This window comes from Azoarcus sp. L1K30, assembly GCF_018122735.1.
GTDB lineage: Bacteria > Pseudomonadota > Gammaproteobacteria > Burkholderiales > Rhodocyclaceae > Parazoarcus.
Window position 1 is genome coordinate 753539 of sequence record NZ_JAGRRD010000001.1, and the last position, 16726, is coordinate 770264.

The following is a 16726-nucleotide window of genomic DNA, read 5'->3' on the forward strand; positions in this document are numbered from 1 at the left end:
TCGGCTTTTCACATGGGGCAACACTTACAACCGGAGCATAAATGGGTAACAAGATCAAGGTTCTGATCGTCGATGACTCTGCCCTCGTCCGCCAAGTCGTCGGCCAAGCGCTGGCGGCAGATGATGGAATAGAAGTGATCGGCACCGCCTCCGACCCCCTTTTTGCGTTGCAGAAGATGCAGGTGCAGTGGCCCGATGTGCTGGTGATCGATATCGAGATGCCGCGCATGGATGGCATCACCTTTCTCAAGAAGATCATGGCCGAACGCCCGACGCCCGTGGTCGTCTGTTCGTCCCTGGCCGAGTCGGGCGCGCAGGCGACGCTGGAGGCAATGGCGGCGGGCGCCATTTCGATCATTACCAAGCCCAAGATCGGACTCAAGAGTTTTCTCGAAGACGCGTCCAATGACATCGTGCTGGCGGTGCGCGGTGCGGCCCGTGCCAATATGCGGGCGGTCCACAGCGCGCCGGTGCCCGCCCGCCGCACTGCCGACGGGCCAAAGCTCTCAGCCGATGCCGTGCTCGCACCGGCTACCGGCAACCGGGCGCTGGAGCGGACGACCGATCAGCTTGTCGCGATCGGGACCTCGACCGGTGGTACGCAAGCGCTGGAGGCAGTGCTGACTCGACTACCCGCGACCTGCGTGGGCATCGTGATTGTCCAGCACATGCCAGAGAGGTTTACTGCGATGTTTGCCGAACGCCTCGACAGCCTGTGCAGGATCGAAGTCAGCGAGGCCAGGAACGGCGATAGAGTTATTCCCGGCCGTGCGCTGATCGCTCCTGGTGGCAAGCACATGATATTGAAGCGCAATGGCGCGCAATACGTGGTCGACGTAGTGGACGGGCCGTTGGTGAATCGCCACAAGCCTTCGGTCGACGTGCTGTTCCGCTCGGTGGCCAAATGTGCGGGAAAAAACGCGCTTGGGATCATCATGACCGGCATGGGAGACGACGGTGCGCGCGGCTTGAAGGAGATGCATGACGCGGGGGCCAGAACGATCGCTCAGGATGAAGCGAGTAGCGTTGTCTTCGGTATGCCGAAGGAGGCCATCAAGCTGGGTGGCGTTGATCAGGTCATCGCACTGGATCAGGTTCCGGCCGCCATCGTCGGCTATGGCCGCGGTTCCTGAAGAGGGCAGCCCAGGTTCTCTGAATAAGCTGCTAACGAGGTACGGGTGGGTTGGTTTGATTCGCTCACCCAGTGTGTTCGAGGAAAGGGCGAGAACGGAGCTCCTCCCCCTTCAAGGGGGAGGGGCCAGACGGGGTCCCGGCGACACGTTAAGCCGGGGCGTCGGTCAGGCAGACTGTGCGAGTTCGGCGATGATCCGCTCGGCCAGCGCGGCGAGTTCGGCCATGTCGGCTTTCTCGCGGCCGTGCGATTTCAGGCGTTCGTCGGGAAAGCGCGGGATGATGTGAAAGTGCACATGCGGCACGGTCTGCCCGGCGGCTGCGCCATTGAACTGCGACAGCAGCAGGCCGGGCGCGCCGGTGACCGCCTGCACCGCGCGGGCGAGTTTGCGGGTGGTGAGCATGGTGGCCTGCAGCGAGGCGTCGCTCATCTCGGTGATGAACTCGGCGGCTTCCTTGGGCAGCACCAGGGTGTGTCCTTCGGCCTGCGGCATGATGTCGAGGAAGGCGAGGGTGTGTTCATCTTCGTAGAGGCGCTGGCACGGGAGTTCGCCACGCAGAATGCGGGCAAAGACGTTGTTGGTGTCGTAGGCCATGTTCCGATTTCCTGGATTGCAAGTCGTTGGGGAGAGGTTTCTTCTTCAGGCGGCTTCGAAATGCTCCAGCATCAACTGCACGCTGGAGACGCCATTGTATTCATTGATCGACAGCTTGTAGGCGGCCCGGATGTCACCCGGTGCGCCATCGGCGTGGTTGAACTGGATGGCGTCGTAGCGCGTGCCGCGGCGCGACAGTTCGAGCTTGAGGTGCTTGTCCTTCAGCAGGCGCTGGCGTTCGACGCGGAACACGTCGTCGAACACCGGCGCGGGAAAGCCCTGGCCCCAGATCTCCTGATCCAGCATGCGGGCGGACGCCAGGCTCATGTAGCCGGATTCGAGTCCGCCGTCGGTTTCGATTCTGCGCTGCAGATCGGCAGGGGCGACGAGTCCGCTCACCACGTCCTCGAATACCTTGCGGAAACGGTCAAGTGCGGATTCCTGGATGGTGAGGCCGGCGGCCATGGCGTGACCGCCGAAGCGCGCGATGAGGTCGGGCTCCCGTTTGGTGACGAGGTCGAGCGCATCGCGCAGATGCAGACCCGGAATCGAGCGGCCCGAGCCCTTGAGCTCGCCATCGCTGCTGCGGGCGAAGGCGATGGTGGGGCGATGCAGTCGCTCCTTGATGCGACCGGCGACGATGCCGACCACGCCCTGGTGCCAGTCGGGCTCGAACAGCGCGATGCTGGCATTGTTGCCGGCATCGAAACCTTCGAGGCGGAGCAGGGCTTCTTCCTGCATGCCGGCCTCGATCGAGCGCCGTTCGCGGTTGAGGCGGTCGAGCTCCTGGGCCATGTTCATCGCGCGGCCGGCATCGTCGGTGATCAGGCATTCGATGCCGAGGCTCATGTCCGACAGGCGGCCTGCGGCGTTGAGCCGGGGGCCGAGGGCGAAGCCCATATCGAAGGCACTGGCGCGCGCGGGGTCGCGGCTGGCGATGGCGAACAGCGCGCGCACGCCGGGCTGCATGCGACCGGCGCGCATGCGCTGCAGGCCCTGCGACACCAGGATGCGGTTGTTGTGATCGAGCTTGACCACGTCGGCGACGGTGCCAAGGGCGACGAGGTCGAGCAGCTCGGCGAGATTCGGCTCCTTGCTGGTGGCGAAGGCGCCGCGTTCGCGTAACTCGGCGCGCAGCGCGAGCATGGTGTAGAACATGACGCCGACGCCGGCCAGCGCCTTGCTGGGGAAATCGCAGCCGGGCTGGTTCGGGTTCACGATCACCTCGGCCTCGGGCAGGGTGTCGCCCGGCAGGTGGTGGTCGGTGATCAGCGTGGCCATGCCGTGTGCGCGCGCGGCGGCTACGCCCTCGACGCTGGCGATGCCGTTGTCCACCGTGATCAGCACATCGGGTTCGAGCCGCGCCGCGATCTCGACCATGGCCGGGGTCAGTCCGTAGCCTAGGGTGACGCGGTCGGGCACCAGGTAATGTACGTCGGCGCCGAAGGCGCGCAGCGCGCGGATGCCGACTGCGCAGGCGGTGGCGCCGTCGCAATCGTAGTCGGCGACGATCACCATGCGCGCGCCGGCCTCGATCGCGTCGGCCAGCAGTTGCGCCGCTTCACGGGTGCCGGTCAAGGCATCCGGAGGCAGCATCGCGCGCAGCGAGGTGTCGAGCTCGCTCTTGTTGCGGATACCACGTCCGGCATACAGGCGGGCGAGCAGGGGGTGGATCCCGGCGTCGGTGAGTGCGGTGACGGTGCGCTGAGAGATTTCGCGGGTCTGGATACGGGTCATTGCGGGGGGCACCGCAGGGGGCGGGGCCATGGATTTCAGGAGTGCGTCGAGGGTGAGCGGTTTGCGCCAGAAGCGCCAGTGGTCGCGGGCGCCGGCGCGAAGCTGCAGCGTGGAGCGGTCGCCCGGTGCGCTGAGCGTCAGCTGTTGCAGCCGGCCGCCGCGCAAAGCCAGGGCCAGCGGGGCGAACCAGTCGCGTTCGAGGGCGACCAGGTCCTCGCGCCAGGCATCGAGATCGAGTTGCAGCGAGGGCCGACGCAGGGTGTCGAGCACGACCAGCGTGTCCTGCGCCAGCGCGCGCGACACATCGGGTGCCGTGACGGGGGCGCCGGATGCGCGCGCCAGGCCGATGCTCACCGGGTCGCTGGCCTGAATCGCCGCCATCGGCGCACGCGGCGCCGTTTCCATCTTCCCCGCGCCCCAGAACCACAGGCTGTTTACCGGGCGCCGGCCGGCGGCTTCGCGCGCCTGGCTGACCGGATGGTTGTGCAGCACGATTTGAACTTCGTTCAGGGTACGCTGCCACAGCCGGGCGTCGTCGCCTTCGGGCAGGAAGTGCTTGATCGGACGTCCGACCACGTCGTGCAACGGAAACAGTCTGGCGCGGGTCGGCTGGGCGAGATGCACGTACCAGCGTGTCGGCGTGCTGGCGTCGAAGCGGCCGATGTCGGCGAAATTCTCGTTGAGGGCAGCGATGAGCTCGTCGGCTTCGTCTGCGCTGATGTCGTCGGCCGGAAATTCGCCCAGCAGCAGGTGTTCGCGCGCGAACGAAAGGTTGACCGGGTCTGCGCACAGCCACTCGCCGCCGGCTTCGTCATCGCTGGCGGGCATTGTGTCGGGCTCGCCGAGGCGGCGCAGCGTGCCCAATGGCAAGGGGTCGGCATCGAGTCCGAACAGGTGCGCAATCTGGCGGTCGAAGGGTTCGAAGTCGGTGACGTGCCGTTGCCCGAATCCGAGCAACTGGTGCAGGCCCGGCAGGGCGAGGTCTGCAGCAGGGCCGAGCAGTGTTGCGCTGGGCCAGAGCAGGCCGGGGAGAACTAGATGAATCTGCATGAAATTGCCACAGGGTTTAGCCGGCCGAGTCTAGCACGCACGGGAGGTCCGCTCGTTCGTGTTGCCGTGGTGGTGACGGAGCCGGCCGCATGAGGATCAGCCGCCCGTCCGGCGTACGCGCAGGCCGTCCTCATTGGCGGGCCGGTGCGCGTCGCCCGTCGATTGGTAAAAAGGTGCAAGCAGGCGCGGTGGCCGACGGCCAAGGACCGATACAATGGCGCCCATCATGATTGCTTCCCCTTCGATTCTTCCGGCTGGCGCAGCGCGTCGCAAGCCGGCCCCTTTTCTGCCCATGTCCCGCGCCGAGATGAATCAGCTCGGCTGGGATGCGTGCGACGTCATCCTGGTGACGGGCGACGCCTATCTTGATCACCCCAGCTTCGGCATGGCCCTGGTCGGCCGCCTGCTGGAGGCGCACGGTTTTCGCGTCGGCATCATCAGCCAGCCAGACTGGCATTCGGCGGAGCCGTTCCGGGCGCTGGGCAAGCCGCGGCTTTATTTCGGCATTACCGCCGGCAACATGGATTCGATGGTCAATCGGTATACGTCCGACCGCAAGATCCGCTCCGACGATGCCTATACGCCGAACGCCGAACCCAACAAGCGGCCCGATCGCGCGGTCACCGTGTATGCGCAGCGTGCGCGCGAGGCGTTTCCCGGGGTGAATGTGGTGATCGGCAGCATCGAGGCTTCGCTGCGGCGGATCGCGCACTACGATTACTGGTCGGACAAGGTGCGGCGCTCGGTGCTGCCCGATTCCAAGGCCGACATCCTGCTGTTCGGCAATGCCGAACGGGCGCTGGTGGACCTGACCCGGCGGCTGGACGCGGGCGAACCGATCGAGTCGATCCGCGACCTGCGCGGCACCGCGTTCATGGTCAGGCCGGGTTGGCGGCCCGACGGGTGGGACGAGACCGCTTCGACCGCGATCGACCGCCCCGGGCGCATCGATTCGCATCCCGATCCCTATGCAATGGAACCCACTGCGGCTGCGCCGGCAACGAGTGCCGATGGCGCCCAGCCGGTTCGCATCGTGAGCCGCGAAGAACGCGTGGCCAGTCGCCGTGCGCAGCGCGAGCACACCGTGGTGCGTCTGCCGTCCTACGAGGAGGTGAAGGACGATGCGGTGCTGTACGCTCACGCCTCGCGCGTGTTCCATCTCGAGTCGAATCCGGGCAATGCACGGGCGATGGTGCAGCTGCATGGCGAGGGCCCCGGCGCGCGCGACGTGTGGCTAAACCGGCCGCCGCTGCCGCTGACCACGCCCGAGATGGATTTCGTCTATGGCCTGCCCTATGCCCGCCAGCCGCATCCGGTCTACGCCGGGGCGCGGATTCCGGCCTGGGACATGATCAAGTTCTCGATCAACATCATGCGCGGCTGCTTTGGCGGCTGTACCTTCTGCTCGATCACCGAGCACGAGGGCCGCATCATCCAGAGCCGCTCCGAGGCGTCGATCCTGCGCGAAATCGAAGAAATCCGTGACAGGTCGCCCGACTTCAAGGGCCATATTTCCGACCTCGGCGGACCGACCGCGAACATGTACCGAATGGCGTGCAAGGACCCCGAGATCGAGCGTTCGTGCCGACGGCTGTCCTGTGTGTATCCGGGCATCTGCGAAAACCTCGGCACCGACCACGGGCCGCTGATCCAGCTCTATCGCAAGGCGCGTGCGATTCCCGGCGTGAAGCGGATTACCATCGGCTCCGGGTTGCGCTACGACCTCGCGGTACGCTCGCCCGAGTATGTGAAGGAACTGGTGACCCACCATGTCAGCGGCCTGCTCAAGATCGCCCCCGAGCACAGCGAGGACGGCCCGCTGTCGAAGATGATGAAGCCGGGCATGGGCGCCTACGAGGCTTTTCGCGAGCTGTTCGAGAAATATTCGAAGGAAGCGGGCAAGAAGCAGCACCTGGTGCCGTACTTCATTGCCGCCCACCCGGGCACGACCGACGAGGACATGCTGAATCTGGCGCTGTGGCTCAAGGAGCGCGATTTCCGCCTCGACCAGGTGCAGACTTTCCTGCCCACGCCGATGGCGATTGCCACCGCGATGTACCACTCGCGCAAGAACCCGCTGAAGAAGGTCTCGGCCGATTCCGAAACGGTCGAAACCGTACGCACTGGCCGCATCCGCAAGCTGCACAAGGCCTTCCTGCGCTGGCACGATCCGGAGAACTGGCCCATCCTGCGCGAAGGCCTGATGCGCATGGGCCGCGCCGACCTGATCGGTGCCGGGCCCAAGTGCCTGGTGCCGCGCCATCAGCCAGCCGGGCCTGCCGCGGCGGGGCGTCCGGGGGCACCGGTCGGCGGTCCCGTGCGCAAGCCGGTGGCGGATGCCGCGCGTCAGCCCGGGCGTGCGCCGGCGGCCAGGCGTCATCCGGCTCGCGCACCGGCTGCGGGCAGCAAGCGCGCGATGCGGGACAGATGAGCGGCCCCGATTTCTGAGCACAACAACAATTCACTCTCTCGAACCCATTTCAGATGCGCTATGAATTCCTGGTTGGCCTGCGCTATACCCGCTCACGCAAGCGGGCGCAGGGGCGGAACCGTTTTATCTCCTTCATCTCGCTGGTGTCGATGCTGGGCATTGCGCTCGGCGTGGCGGCGCTGATTGTGGTGCTGTCGGTGATGAACGGCTTTCAGGAGGAGTTGCGCACACGCATCCTCGGCGTGGCTTCACATGTGCAGGTGCAGAGCCTGGATGGCGAACTGCGGGCCTGGCAGCAGGTGGGCGAACAGGCCGGGCGGCATCCGGCGGTGATGGCGTCGGCGCCCTACGTTCAGGAGCAGGGCATGCTGTCCTTCGACGATGCCGTTCGCGGGACCATGGTGCGAGGCGTGGTGCCGGCGATGGAGGACAAGGTCGCCGATTTCGGCCAGCACATGAAGGCGGGTAGCCTGGCCGCGCTGCAGGCGGGGCGCTTCGGCATCGTGCTGGGGCGTGACCTGGCGCTGGCACTGCGGGTGGGGATGGGCGACAAGGTGACGCTGATCGCGCCGCAGGGCCTGGTGACGCCGGCCGCGGTGCTGCCGCGGGTGAAGCAGTTCGAGGTGGTCGGCATCTTCGAGGCCGGCATGTACGAATACGATTCGGGCCTGGCACTGGTGCATCTGGCCGACGCGCAGACCCTGTACCGGATGGGCGATGCCGTGAGCGGGGTGCGGCTCAAGCTTGCCGACCTGTTTGCGGCGCCGCGCGTGGCGCGTGAGCTGGTGGGCTACATCGACGAACCCGGCCTGATGATCAACGACTGGACCCGCAGCCATGCCAACTTCTTCCGCGCCGTCGCGCTGGAGAAGACCATGATGACGCTGATTCTGTTCCTGATCGTCGGTGTGGCCGCGTTCAACATCGTGTCCACGCTGGTGATGGCGGTGCAGGAGAAATATGCCGACATTGCGATCCTGCGCACGCTGGGGGCGAGCCCGGGCTCGATCATGACCATCTTCGTGCTGCAGGGCTCGATCATCGGCCTCGTGGGCCTGCTGGCCGGGCTGCTCGGCGGCCTGGCCATTGCGCACAACCTCGATGTCGTCATTCCGGCGCTGGAAGCGATCACCGGCGCCACGCTGTGGAACAAGGAAGTCTATTACATCAACGAATTGCCTTCGAAGGTGCTGATGAGCGACGTAGTGAGCATTCTCACCGTGTCGTTCTCGCTGACCCTGCTCGCGGCCATCTATCCGAGCTGGCGGGCATCCAAGGTGAATCCGGCGGAGGCGCTGCGCTATGAGTAACAGGAACGGACACGTCGAAGGCGAGCCGGTGCTGGCCTGCGAGGGGCTGGAGAAGCAGTTTCGCGAGGGCGCCGATGCGGTCAGGGTGCTGGGCGGGGTCACGCTGGAGGTGGCACGCGGCGAGCGCCTGGCCATCGTAGGTGCGTCGGGGTCGGGCAAGAGCACTTTGCTTCATCTGCTTGGCGGGCTGGATGTACCCAGCGCCGGCGCGGTGAGACTGATGGGGCAGGATTTTTCGAAGATGTCCGACCGCGCACGAGGCGATTTGCGCAACGGTGCGCTGGGCTTCGTATATCAGTTCCATCATCTGTTGCCCGAATTCTCCGCGCTCGAAAACGTGGCCATGCCGCTCTACATTCGGCGCATGCCACGTGAGCAGGCCGACGAGCGCGCGGCGGCGATGCTGCGCGAGGTGGGTTTGGGGCACAGGCTGGACCACGCACCGGGCGAGCTCTCCGGCGGCGAGCGTCAGCGCGCGGCCATCGCTCGCGCGCTGGTCACCGAGCCGGCCTGCGTGCTGGCCGACGAGCCCACCGGAAATCTCGACCGGCGTACGGCGGAAGGCGTGTTCGACCTGATGCTCTCACTCAACGAGCGCCTTGCGACCAGCTTCGTCATCGTAACCCATGACGATGCGATGGCGCGGCGTACCCAGCGCAGTCTGCGCCTGGAGGATGGTCTGCTGGTGTAGGACAGCGCCGGAATCAAGTGCAGCGCCGTGCGGCGTGGAGGCCGCGGCGCCGGCTTCAGACACCGTGGCGCTTGCTTGACTGCGCGCGATTGACGCTGCGCTGGCGCCACTGGCGGATCAGCCAGATCCGCCAGGCCCCGCGCACCAGGAGGTAGCCGCTGGAGGACAGGCCGGCTGCCAGCAGCACCAATCCGAGGGCCAGCGGTTTGCCCAGGCCGGCCATCCACTGGATCATCGCGCCGATCCAGCCGCCGAGATCCATTCCAACGAGCTCCGGTGGCGCGCTGAAGGCCACTGCGCCGGCGCCGCCGAGCGCCCAGTCGCCAATCCCGAACGCCAGCAGGTAGAGCGGCACGATGGTGAAGGGGTTCGTGTAGAGCGTGATGATCAGCGCCAGCGGCAGGTTCACGCGCAGCAGCACGCAGGCAATGGCGGCGCCGAGCATTTGCAGCGGCCCCGGGATCAGCCCGCAGAACAGGCCCACCGCGACCGCTCCCGCTGCCGAATGCCGGTTCAGATACCACAGCCGCGGATGCAGCAGCGTGCCGGAAAAGGGCCTTAGCCATCGGTTGTCGCGGATGGCGTCGTGCTTGGGGAGAAAACGCTTGAGGGTCTTTTTCATGGTGCGCTTCGATTCTAGCCCAGCTGCAGGCGCGATCGCGCCTTGCCCTGCGGATATCGCTACGGGCATGATGTCGAGATATGCCAATTGCAATTTTCGCCTTCGTCGCCGGGGTCTGTTTGCTGCAGGGGCAGGCCCGTCTGCCAGCGTTTGGCCTGGTCGGCGAGGCGGCGACGCTGCTGGCCCTTACCGCAATGGCAGGGCTTTGCTGGTACGGGCGAAAGCGGGCCATGACCGGCCGCCGCCGGGTGTTGTGTGATGCCGCCCTCGGCCTTGCGCTGATCGGATGCGGCTTTCTCTACGCGGCGGTGCGCGCCGAGGTCCGGCTCGAGGATGCCCTGCAGGGCAGTCTGGAGGGACAGACACTGGAAGTTACCGGCGTCATTGCCGATCTGCCGCGTGAGGGAGACGATGGCCTGCGGTTTGTCTTCGACGTGGAGCGGGCCGACGAGGGTGTCCCCAGCCGCATTTTGCTGAGCTGGTATCGAGTTCGCGAAGAAGGTGCCGCACTGCCGACGGTATCGGCCGGGCAGCGCTGGCATCTGGCGGTGCGGCTGAAGCGGCCTCACGGCAGTTCGACGCCCGGTGTGTTCGACTACGAGGCGTGGCTGCTCGAACACGGGATCCGGGCGACCGGCTACGTTCGCAGCGGGCGGGTGGCCACCGGCGCGGCGGCGCAGGCAACCGGCTTCATGTATGGTCTTCATCGTCTGCGGGGGCAACTGCGCGCCCGCATCCTTGAAGCGCTGCCGGGCGCGCCGCATGCAGGCGTACTGGTTGCGCTGGCGGTCGGCGACCAGGGTGCAATCGACCCGGCCGACTGGGAGGTGTTCAGGCGCACCGGGGTATCGCACCTGGTGGCGATTTCGGGCATGCACATCTCGCTTGTCGGCCTGTTGGCCGGCGGCCTGTGCGCGATGCTGTGGCGGCGACTGCCGTGGCTGACCCTGCGCCTGCCCGCGCGCAAGGCCGCGACGATCGCAGCACTCGTGGCCGCTGCGGGCTATGCCATGCTGGCCGGCCTCGGGATTCCGGTGCAGCGCGCACTCATCATGATGACGGTCGGCGCGATTGCGTTGCTGACTGGACGTGAATCGAGCGCGGTGCGTGTGCTGATGCTCGCGCTTGCAAGCGTCACTGTGCTCGATCCATGGGCGGTACTGTCGCCCGGTTTCTGGCTCTCGTTCGGGGCGGTGGCAATCATCCTGCTGGTGATGGGCGGGCATGTGGCCCCGATCGCGCCGTGGCGGGCGGCGGTGAAAATACAGCTTGCCGTCACGCTGGCGAGCATGCCCTTGCTGGTCGGGCTGTTCAACGCGTTTTCGCTGGTCTCGCCGGTGGCCAACGCGCTTGCCATTCCACTGGTGAATTTCGTCATCACGCCGTTGGCACTGGCGGGCATCGTATGGCCGCATGCCTGGGTTCTCGTGCCTGCCGATGCGGCCACGACCTGGATGATGGTGGCACTCGAATGGCTGTCCTCGGCAGAGATGGCATTGCGGCAGCAGTCGTCGCCGCCGCCGTGGCTGACGCTGGGTGGTGCGCTTGCTGCGACGTGGATGTTGCTGCCGCGCGGCACGCCCGGTCGGCTGGGTGCGATCGCGCCCGTGCTGGCCTTACTCGCGTGGCAGGCCGGTCGTCCCGCGGAGGGCAGTTTCAGGGCCACGGTGCTCGATGTGGGGCAGGGGCTCGCCGTGCATGTGCAGACGGCAGCGCACGATCTGCTCTATGATGCCGGCCCGCCCTACGGTCGGACGGATGCCGGCGAACGCGTCGTGCTGCCGTTTCTGACCGCGGCCGGGGTGAACCGGCTGGACCGGATGATCCTGTCACATGATGATGCCGATCACGTCGGTGGGGCGGAGAGCATACTGACAGCGCTGCCGGTTGAGCGGATTCTAGCCGGCGAGCGCGAGGCGGTACTGCGCGGGCTGGGGGCGTGGCCATCCGCCGTGTGTGTGGCCGGTACGAAATGGACATGGGACGGCGTCCTCTTCGAGGTGTTGTGGCCCGATCCGACGATGTTGCCGCCGCGCCGCAACAACGACCTGTCGTGCGTCATCCGCGTCAGCGCGGATGGCGGTTCGATGCTGTTGCTGGGCGATATCGAAGAGACGGCGGAGACGGCGCTGCTGGCGCGCCATGGTGACGCACTGGCAAGTTCTGTTGCAGTCGTGGCCCATCATGGCAGCCGCTCTTCGTCGACGATGGATTTCGTCGATGCGGTGATGCCGGCCGCGGCGATCTTCTCGGTCGGTTACCGCAGCCGCTTCGGCCATCCGCATCCGGCGGTGTGGGCGCGATGGAGCGCGGCCGGTGCGCGCAACTATCGCACCGACGCGCAGGGCAGCATCATCGTGAATGCGGATCGTGATGGTGTCGATATCGACGCCTGGCGGGCGCGTGAGGCGCGTTACTGGCACGGACGCTGACTGACGGACCTTGTGGAATACGCAAGCCAAAGGGCTACGCGACATCCAGCACTCGACGGTGTGGGGATTCTGTATTACTTTCGAAGCATTCAATGCAGCAGCTTCATCAAACAAGAAAGCGATAAATGACGAATGCAATCGGCCGCTTCGAACTCAGGCGCGAACTGGGGCGCGGCGCGCAGAGCGTGGTATTTCTGGCGTTCGATCCTCAGCTCGAGCGTGAAGTTGCGGTCAAGACACTGCATTTCAGCGACAGGCGATCGGCGCAGGGCGAGGCATTGCTTGCCGAGGCGCGCAGCGTAAGCCGCCTGCGGCATCCAGGCATCGTTCCGGTGTTTGAGGCCGGCGAGTCCGGTGGCGATCCCTACCTCGTGTTCGAGTACGTCCCGGGCGAGAGTCTCGCTCAGTTGATGCATCGCGAGGGCCGGATCGAGGCGGGGCGCGCAGCCGAACTGATGGTGCAGATCCTCCAGGCGGTGGCCGCCGCGCATTCGGAAGGTGTGATTCATCGCGATCTCAAGCCTGGCAACGTGCTGTTGGATGTCGACGGCACGCCGCGGGTGATGGATTTCGGCATTGCTCGGCGGGTAGAAGGGGCCGGGGCCGCGGCGGGCGCGTTTTCGGGCACACCAGCCTACATGGCGCCGGAGTACGTTCTGAAGCGCGAGGTGAGCGCACGCGGTGATGTCTATGCTGCGGGCGTGATCCTGATCGAGATGCTGCTCGGGCGCAGGCTGTTTTCGGGTAACGACGTTGACGCCGTAATGCGCAGGGTGGTGACCGAGACCATCGACATTCCCGCCGATGCGGGCATCGACGAGCGGCTGTCGGGCATTGCGCTGCGTGCGGTGGCGCGCGATCCGGAGATGCGCTATCAGTCCGCGCTGGAGTTTCTGCAGGCGCTCGAGGCCTGGATGGCACCGGCCGCGGAGCTTGCCCCGGGGGAGGCGAACCAGAGTACGGTCGATTTCCTGTTGCGCAGGATGCGGCACAAGAGTGACTTCCCGGCGCTGTCGGAGTCGGTCGGCGCGATCAATCGCATCGCCAACAGCGAGTCGGAGAGCGTCACCAAGCTGTCGTCAATGATCCTGCGCGACTTTTCGCTGACCAACAAGCTCCTCCGCCTGGTCAATTCCGTCTATTACCGTCAGGCGGGTGCCGGCAATATCAGCACGATATCGCGCGCGATCGTAGTGCTTGGCTTTGATGCCGTGCGCAATATTGCCGTGACCGTGCTGCTGTTCGAGCACCTGCAGAACAAGAAGAATGCCGGCCAGCTCAAGGAAGAGTTTCTGCGCGCCAATCTTGCCGCCTTGCTGGCGCGAGACCTTGCGGGCAGGATGACTTTCCGGGATCTGGAGCAGGCCTACATCTGCTCCATATTTCATGGTCTCGGGCGCCTGCTGTCGCAGTTCTATTTCCCGGAGGAGTGCGACGAGATCCGCCGGCTGGTGGGGCAGAAAGCCTGTGGTGAAGAGGCGGCAGTGCATCGTGTGCTGGGCCTGAGCTACGAGGACCTTGGTGTCGGCATTGCGCGCAGCTGGGGTTTCCCGTCGGTGATCGTCAATAGCATGCATCGCTTGTCGGCAGGCACAGTGCGCAAACCCGTTACTCAGGAGGAGCGTTTGCGTGCGGTGTCGGCGTTCTCCAACGAGATCTGCTCGGCCATCGCGCAACTGGCGCCAGAGCCACGGGAACGTGAGATCGAGCGCATCGCCGCACGCTTTGCAGAAGCATTGCCGGGGGCCGGCAAGGATCTGCGTGAGACGGTAACGGCGGCGATCGACGAGTTGGCCGATTTCGCGCGGATCATCCGGATCGATCTGGGACAGACGCAACTCGGGCAGCAGTTGAAGATTTTCGGCGACAAGCATCACGGGCGAGCACCCGGATATGACGCAGCTGGCGATGACGGCACGGAAGACGGCGTGATCCCGGGCGTGACGATCCCCGCGACAAGACACGCGGCGACGGATGCGGACGACCAGCCGGTCGACCGCGAAGCGGTGTTGTCGGCAGGTATCCAGGACATCAGTAATACGCTGGTCGAAGACTTCAAGCTCAACGATGTACTGCGCATGATCCTCGAAACCATGTACCGCGCCATCGGTTTCAAGCGCGTGCTGCTGTGCATACGCGATGCGCGCAGCAATACCATGCAGGGCCGTTTTGGACTGGGCCCCGATGTCGGTACGCTGGCGACGAAGTTCCGTTTCCCGCTCGGTTATACGCCTGACATCTTCCATGTGGCGACCTCGAAAGGGGCTGACATCCTGATCACCGATGTCAACGATGCCAAGATTGCAGACCGCATTCCGGACTGGTTCCGTGAATCGGTTCAGTCCGCCACCTTCGTGTTATTGCCGCTCTCGATCAAGCACAAGCCGGTGGCGCTGATCTACGGCGACAAGGATTTGGCCGGTGAGATCGTGTTTTCAGAGCGCGAATTGTCACTGCTGAGAACCCTGCGCAACCAGGCCGTGCTTGCGATCAAGCAGGCGAGTTGAGGGCGTGCGCGGGGTTGGGGCTCCTGGGCTGAAGTGATGGACTGAGGCGCGAATGTGCGCGGGTGTCTGCCGCTCAGCGCACTACCGGGCGATTGGGCAACTGGTTACCGCGGCTGCGGCTGAGGGTCTGATCCGGGTCGGGAAAGTGCTCGCTCAGTGCGCGGTCTGCCGCATCGATGGCCATACGCAAACCCGCTTCGTAGTCGCCGTCGGCGAACGCCTTGCGGATCCGGTCGAGTTCGCCCTCGAGATGGGTCGGCCCGAGCCGGTCCGCGATGCCGCGGTCGGCAACGACCTCGATCCGGTGTTCGGCGAGCTGGACATAGATCAGTACGCCGTTGTTGTCTGCGGTGTCCCACACCCGCATGGTGGAAAAGAGGTCGATGGCACGTTCGCGCACGAGTGCATCGATCGGCTCGCGTCGCCAGGCATGGCGCCACAGCATCGCGCGCGGCAGACTGGCCTCGACGCACACGCAGATCTCCCCGGTGTGCTTGAGTTCGCTGTGCTGGATGCGTTTGTCGAGGCGGTCGAGTGCATCCTTGCCCAGCAGACGAAAGGCGTCGTCGGCATCAAGCCAGAAATGGCGCAAGAGTCGTGTCGTCAGGTTCATGATCACCAGCCTCCCGAGGCGCCGCCGCCACCGAAGCTTCCGCCACCGCCGGAGCGGAATCCGCCGCCACCACTGCGACCTCCGCCGAATCCGCCGCCGCGGATGATCGGGCCGCCGCCGGGAAAGCCACCGCCGCCACCACCACCGCCGCCCAGCGCGATGGTGAACACCAGCGCAAGCACGCCGCCCACGATGGCCAACAGCAGGCTGCCGGTCATCAGCTGGACGATGAAGCCGACTGCGCCGGCGGTGGCCAGTGTGCCGAGCTTGCGTCCGAGCACGCTGGTGAGGATGCCGCCGAGCAGGGGGACGGCGACGAAGAGAAAGACGGCCGTGTCCTCCAGCGAAAGTCCCGAATTGGCGGTTGCGATCGCGCTTGCATCTGGCCGTGGCAGGTCTTCGCCGGAGATGCGCGCAATGAGTCCGTTCACCCCGGCAGCGATACCGCCGGCGAAATCACCTTCGCGAAAGCGCGGGGTGATGAGACCATCGATGATGCGAAAGGCGATGACATCGGGCACCGCGCCCTCGAGCGCACGTGCGACCTCGATCCGGACCTTGCGGTCGTTTTTGGCCACCACCAGCAGCACGCCGTCACCGATCTCGCGGCGGCCGATCTTCCATTGATCCGCGACGCGGAAGGCGTAGGACGCAATGTCTTCCGGTGCCGTCGTGGCGACCACCAGGACCACGATCTGCGTTCCGCGCTCGGATTCGAATGCAGCCAGTCGGGATTCGAGCGACTGCAGCGCGTCTGCCGATAGTGTGCCGGTCCGGTCCATGACGCGCGCGCTCAGCGCTGGCACCGGCTGCAAGGCCTGGGCAGAGACGACCGAGCTCAGCAGCAGGAGCAGTGTGCAGGCGAGGTAACGCAATGCCAGCCTGATCAGGTGCGCGGGGTTCAGCGTCGATGATCGGGCCGTTGCGTGATTCGACGTGCAGCGGCGCTCCAGGTGGGACAACATGCCTCAGTGCGCACCCTGACTGCCGAAATCGACGGTCGGCGGTCGGGAGATCTCCGCCTCGTTGGCGACGGTGAAGCTGGCCTTGGGCGTATAGCTGAACATCATTGCCGTCAGGTTGGTGGGAAAGCTGCGCGCGAGCACGTTGTACTGCTGGACGGCGCCGATGTACTTGTTGCGTGCGACGGTGATCCTGTTTTCAGTACCTTCGAGCTGCACCCGCAGTTCCTGGAAGGCCTGGTTGGCTTTCAGGTTGGGGTAATTCTCGGCAACCGCAAGCAGGCGTGACAGGGCACCGCCGAGCTGGCTTTGCGCTTGTTGAAAACGTGCCATGGCCTCCGGATCGTTGAGCGTTTCGGGCGTAACCTGGATAGCAGTGGCGCGCGAGCGCGCTTCGATGACGCGGGTGAGCGTGGTTTGCTCGAAATCCGCTTCGCCCTTGACCGTGGCCACGAGATTGGGCACCAGATCGGCGCGACGCTGGTACTGGTTCAGCACCTCGGCCCAGGCCGCCTTGGTGTCTTCGTCGAGGCGCTGGAAATCGTTGTAGCCACAACCCGACAGGCTGGCCAGGGCGGCGATGCCGAGCACAAGCGAAAAGCGGCGAATGAGTCGATCGAACATGTCAGTGAGTCTCCGTTTGC

General features: G+C 65.5%; 12 protein-coding genes and 1 pseudogene. 6 read left to right on the forward strand and 7 right to left on the reverse strand.

Features of this window, described 5'->3' with window-relative positions; translation table 11 throughout:
- Positions 1–41: 41 nt before the first annotated feature.
- Positions 42–1133, forward strand: coding sequence for a chemotaxis response regulator protein-glutamate methylesterase (locus J5J83_RS03370; RefSeq protein WP_212345434.1), 1092 nt, complete (start codon positions 42–44; stop codon positions 1131–1133).
- 165 nt (positions 1134–1298) lie between these two features.
- Here the strand turns inward: J5J83_RS03370 and J5J83_RS03375 are convergent, their stop codons facing one another.
- The 3 genes and pseudogenes from J5J83_RS03375 to J5J83_RS03385 all read right to left on the reverse strand — a co-directional run.
- Positions 1299–1727 carry an HIT family protein gene (locus J5J83_RS03375; RefSeq protein ID WP_212345437.1) on the reverse strand — a complete coding sequence of 143 codons (429 nt, stop codon included), beginning with the start codon at positions 1725–1727 and terminating at the stop codon, positions 1299–1301.
- Between the two features lie 45 nt (positions 1728–1772).
- Positions 1773–3464, reverse strand: a complete 1692-nt coding sequence (gene recJ / locus J5J83_RS03380) for a single-stranded-DNA-specific exonuclease RecJ (RefSeq protein ID WP_212352763.1) — start codon at positions 3462–3464, stop codon at positions 1773–1775.
- Between the two features lie 15 nt (positions 3465–3479).
- A pseudogene (locus J5J83_RS03385) lies at positions 3480–4514 on the reverse strand (hypothetical protein); the annotation flags it as partial.
- Between the two features lie 292 nt (positions 4515–4806).
- On the opposite strand from J5J83_RS03385, the gene J5J83_RS03390 reads away from it, so the two are divergent.
- From J5J83_RS03390 to lolD, 3 genes are read left to right on the forward strand one after another with little or no spacing between them, the layout of a single operon-like run.
- Positions 4807–6945, forward strand: coding sequence for a YgiQ family radical SAM protein (locus tag J5J83_RS03390; protein ID WP_212352765.1), 2139 nt, complete (start codon positions 4807–4809; stop codon positions 6943–6945).
- 53 nt (positions 6946–6998) lie between these two features.
- Entirely contained in the window at positions 6999–8255 is a 1257-nt protein-coding gene (locus J5J83_RS03395) for a lipoprotein-releasing ABC transporter permease subunit (RefSeq protein WP_212345440.1), read from the forward strand.
- The gene (gene lolD, locus J5J83_RS03400; RefSeq protein WP_212345443.1) at positions 8248–8946 is read left to right on the forward strand and encodes a lipoprotein-releasing ABC transporter ATP-binding protein LolD; all 699 of its coding nucleotides are present in this window, start codon (positions 8248–8250) and stop codon (positions 8944–8946) included. The genes J5J83_RS03395 and lolD overlap by 8 nt, the downstream gene beginning before the upstream one ends.
- A 55-nt stretch (positions 8947–9001) precedes the next feature.
- On the opposite strand, the gene J5J83_RS03405 is transcribed toward lolD, so the two are convergent.
- Positions 9002–9568: a DUF2062 domain-containing protein gene (locus tag J5J83_RS03405; protein ID WP_212345446.1), complete on the reverse strand. Its 567-nt coding sequence runs from the start codon at positions 9566–9568 to the stop codon at positions 9002–9004.
- Positions 9569–9648: 80 nt separating this feature from the next.
- Here J5J83_RS03405 and J5J83_RS03410 point away from each other — a divergent pair, with 80 nt between their 5' ends.
- Together J5J83_RS03410 and J5J83_RS03415 are read left to right on the forward strand one after the other, a co-directional pair.
- Positions 9649–12000 (forward strand): DNA internalization-related competence protein ComEC/Rec2, encoded by a 2352-nt coding sequence (locus J5J83_RS03410; RefSeq protein WP_212345450.1) that lies wholly within the window; start codon positions 9649–9651, stop codon positions 11998–12000.
- A 125-nt stretch (positions 12001–12125) separates the two neighbouring features.
- A complete protein-coding gene (locus J5J83_RS03415) occupies positions 12126–14507 on the forward strand; it encodes a serine/threonine protein kinase (RefSeq protein WP_212345453.1) in 2382 nt (793 codons plus the stop codon).
- Positions 14508–14580: 73 nt separating this feature from the next.
- Here the strand turns inward: J5J83_RS03415 and J5J83_RS03420 are convergent, their stop codons facing one another.
- From J5J83_RS03420 to J5J83_RS03430, 3 genes are read right to left on the reverse strand one after another with little or no spacing between them, the layout of a single operon-like run.
- A complete protein-coding gene (locus J5J83_RS03420) occupies positions 14581–15120 on the reverse strand; it encodes a TPM domain-containing protein (RefSeq protein WP_212345456.1) in 540 nt (179 codons plus the stop codon).
- Positions 15121–15122: 2 nt separating this feature from the next.
- Complete coding sequence (locus J5J83_RS03425; RefSeq protein ID WP_212345459.1) at positions 15123–16085, reverse strand: TPM domain-containing protein; 963 nt, start codon at positions 16083–16085, stop codon at positions 15123–15125.
- Between the two features lie 3 nt (positions 16086–16088).
- On the reverse strand, positions 16089–16706 hold the full coding sequence (locus J5J83_RS03430) for a LemA family protein (protein ID WP_212345462.1): 618 nt from the start codon (positions 16704–16706) through the stop codon (positions 16089–16091).
- Between the last annotated feature and the right edge of the window lie 20 nt (positions 16707–16726).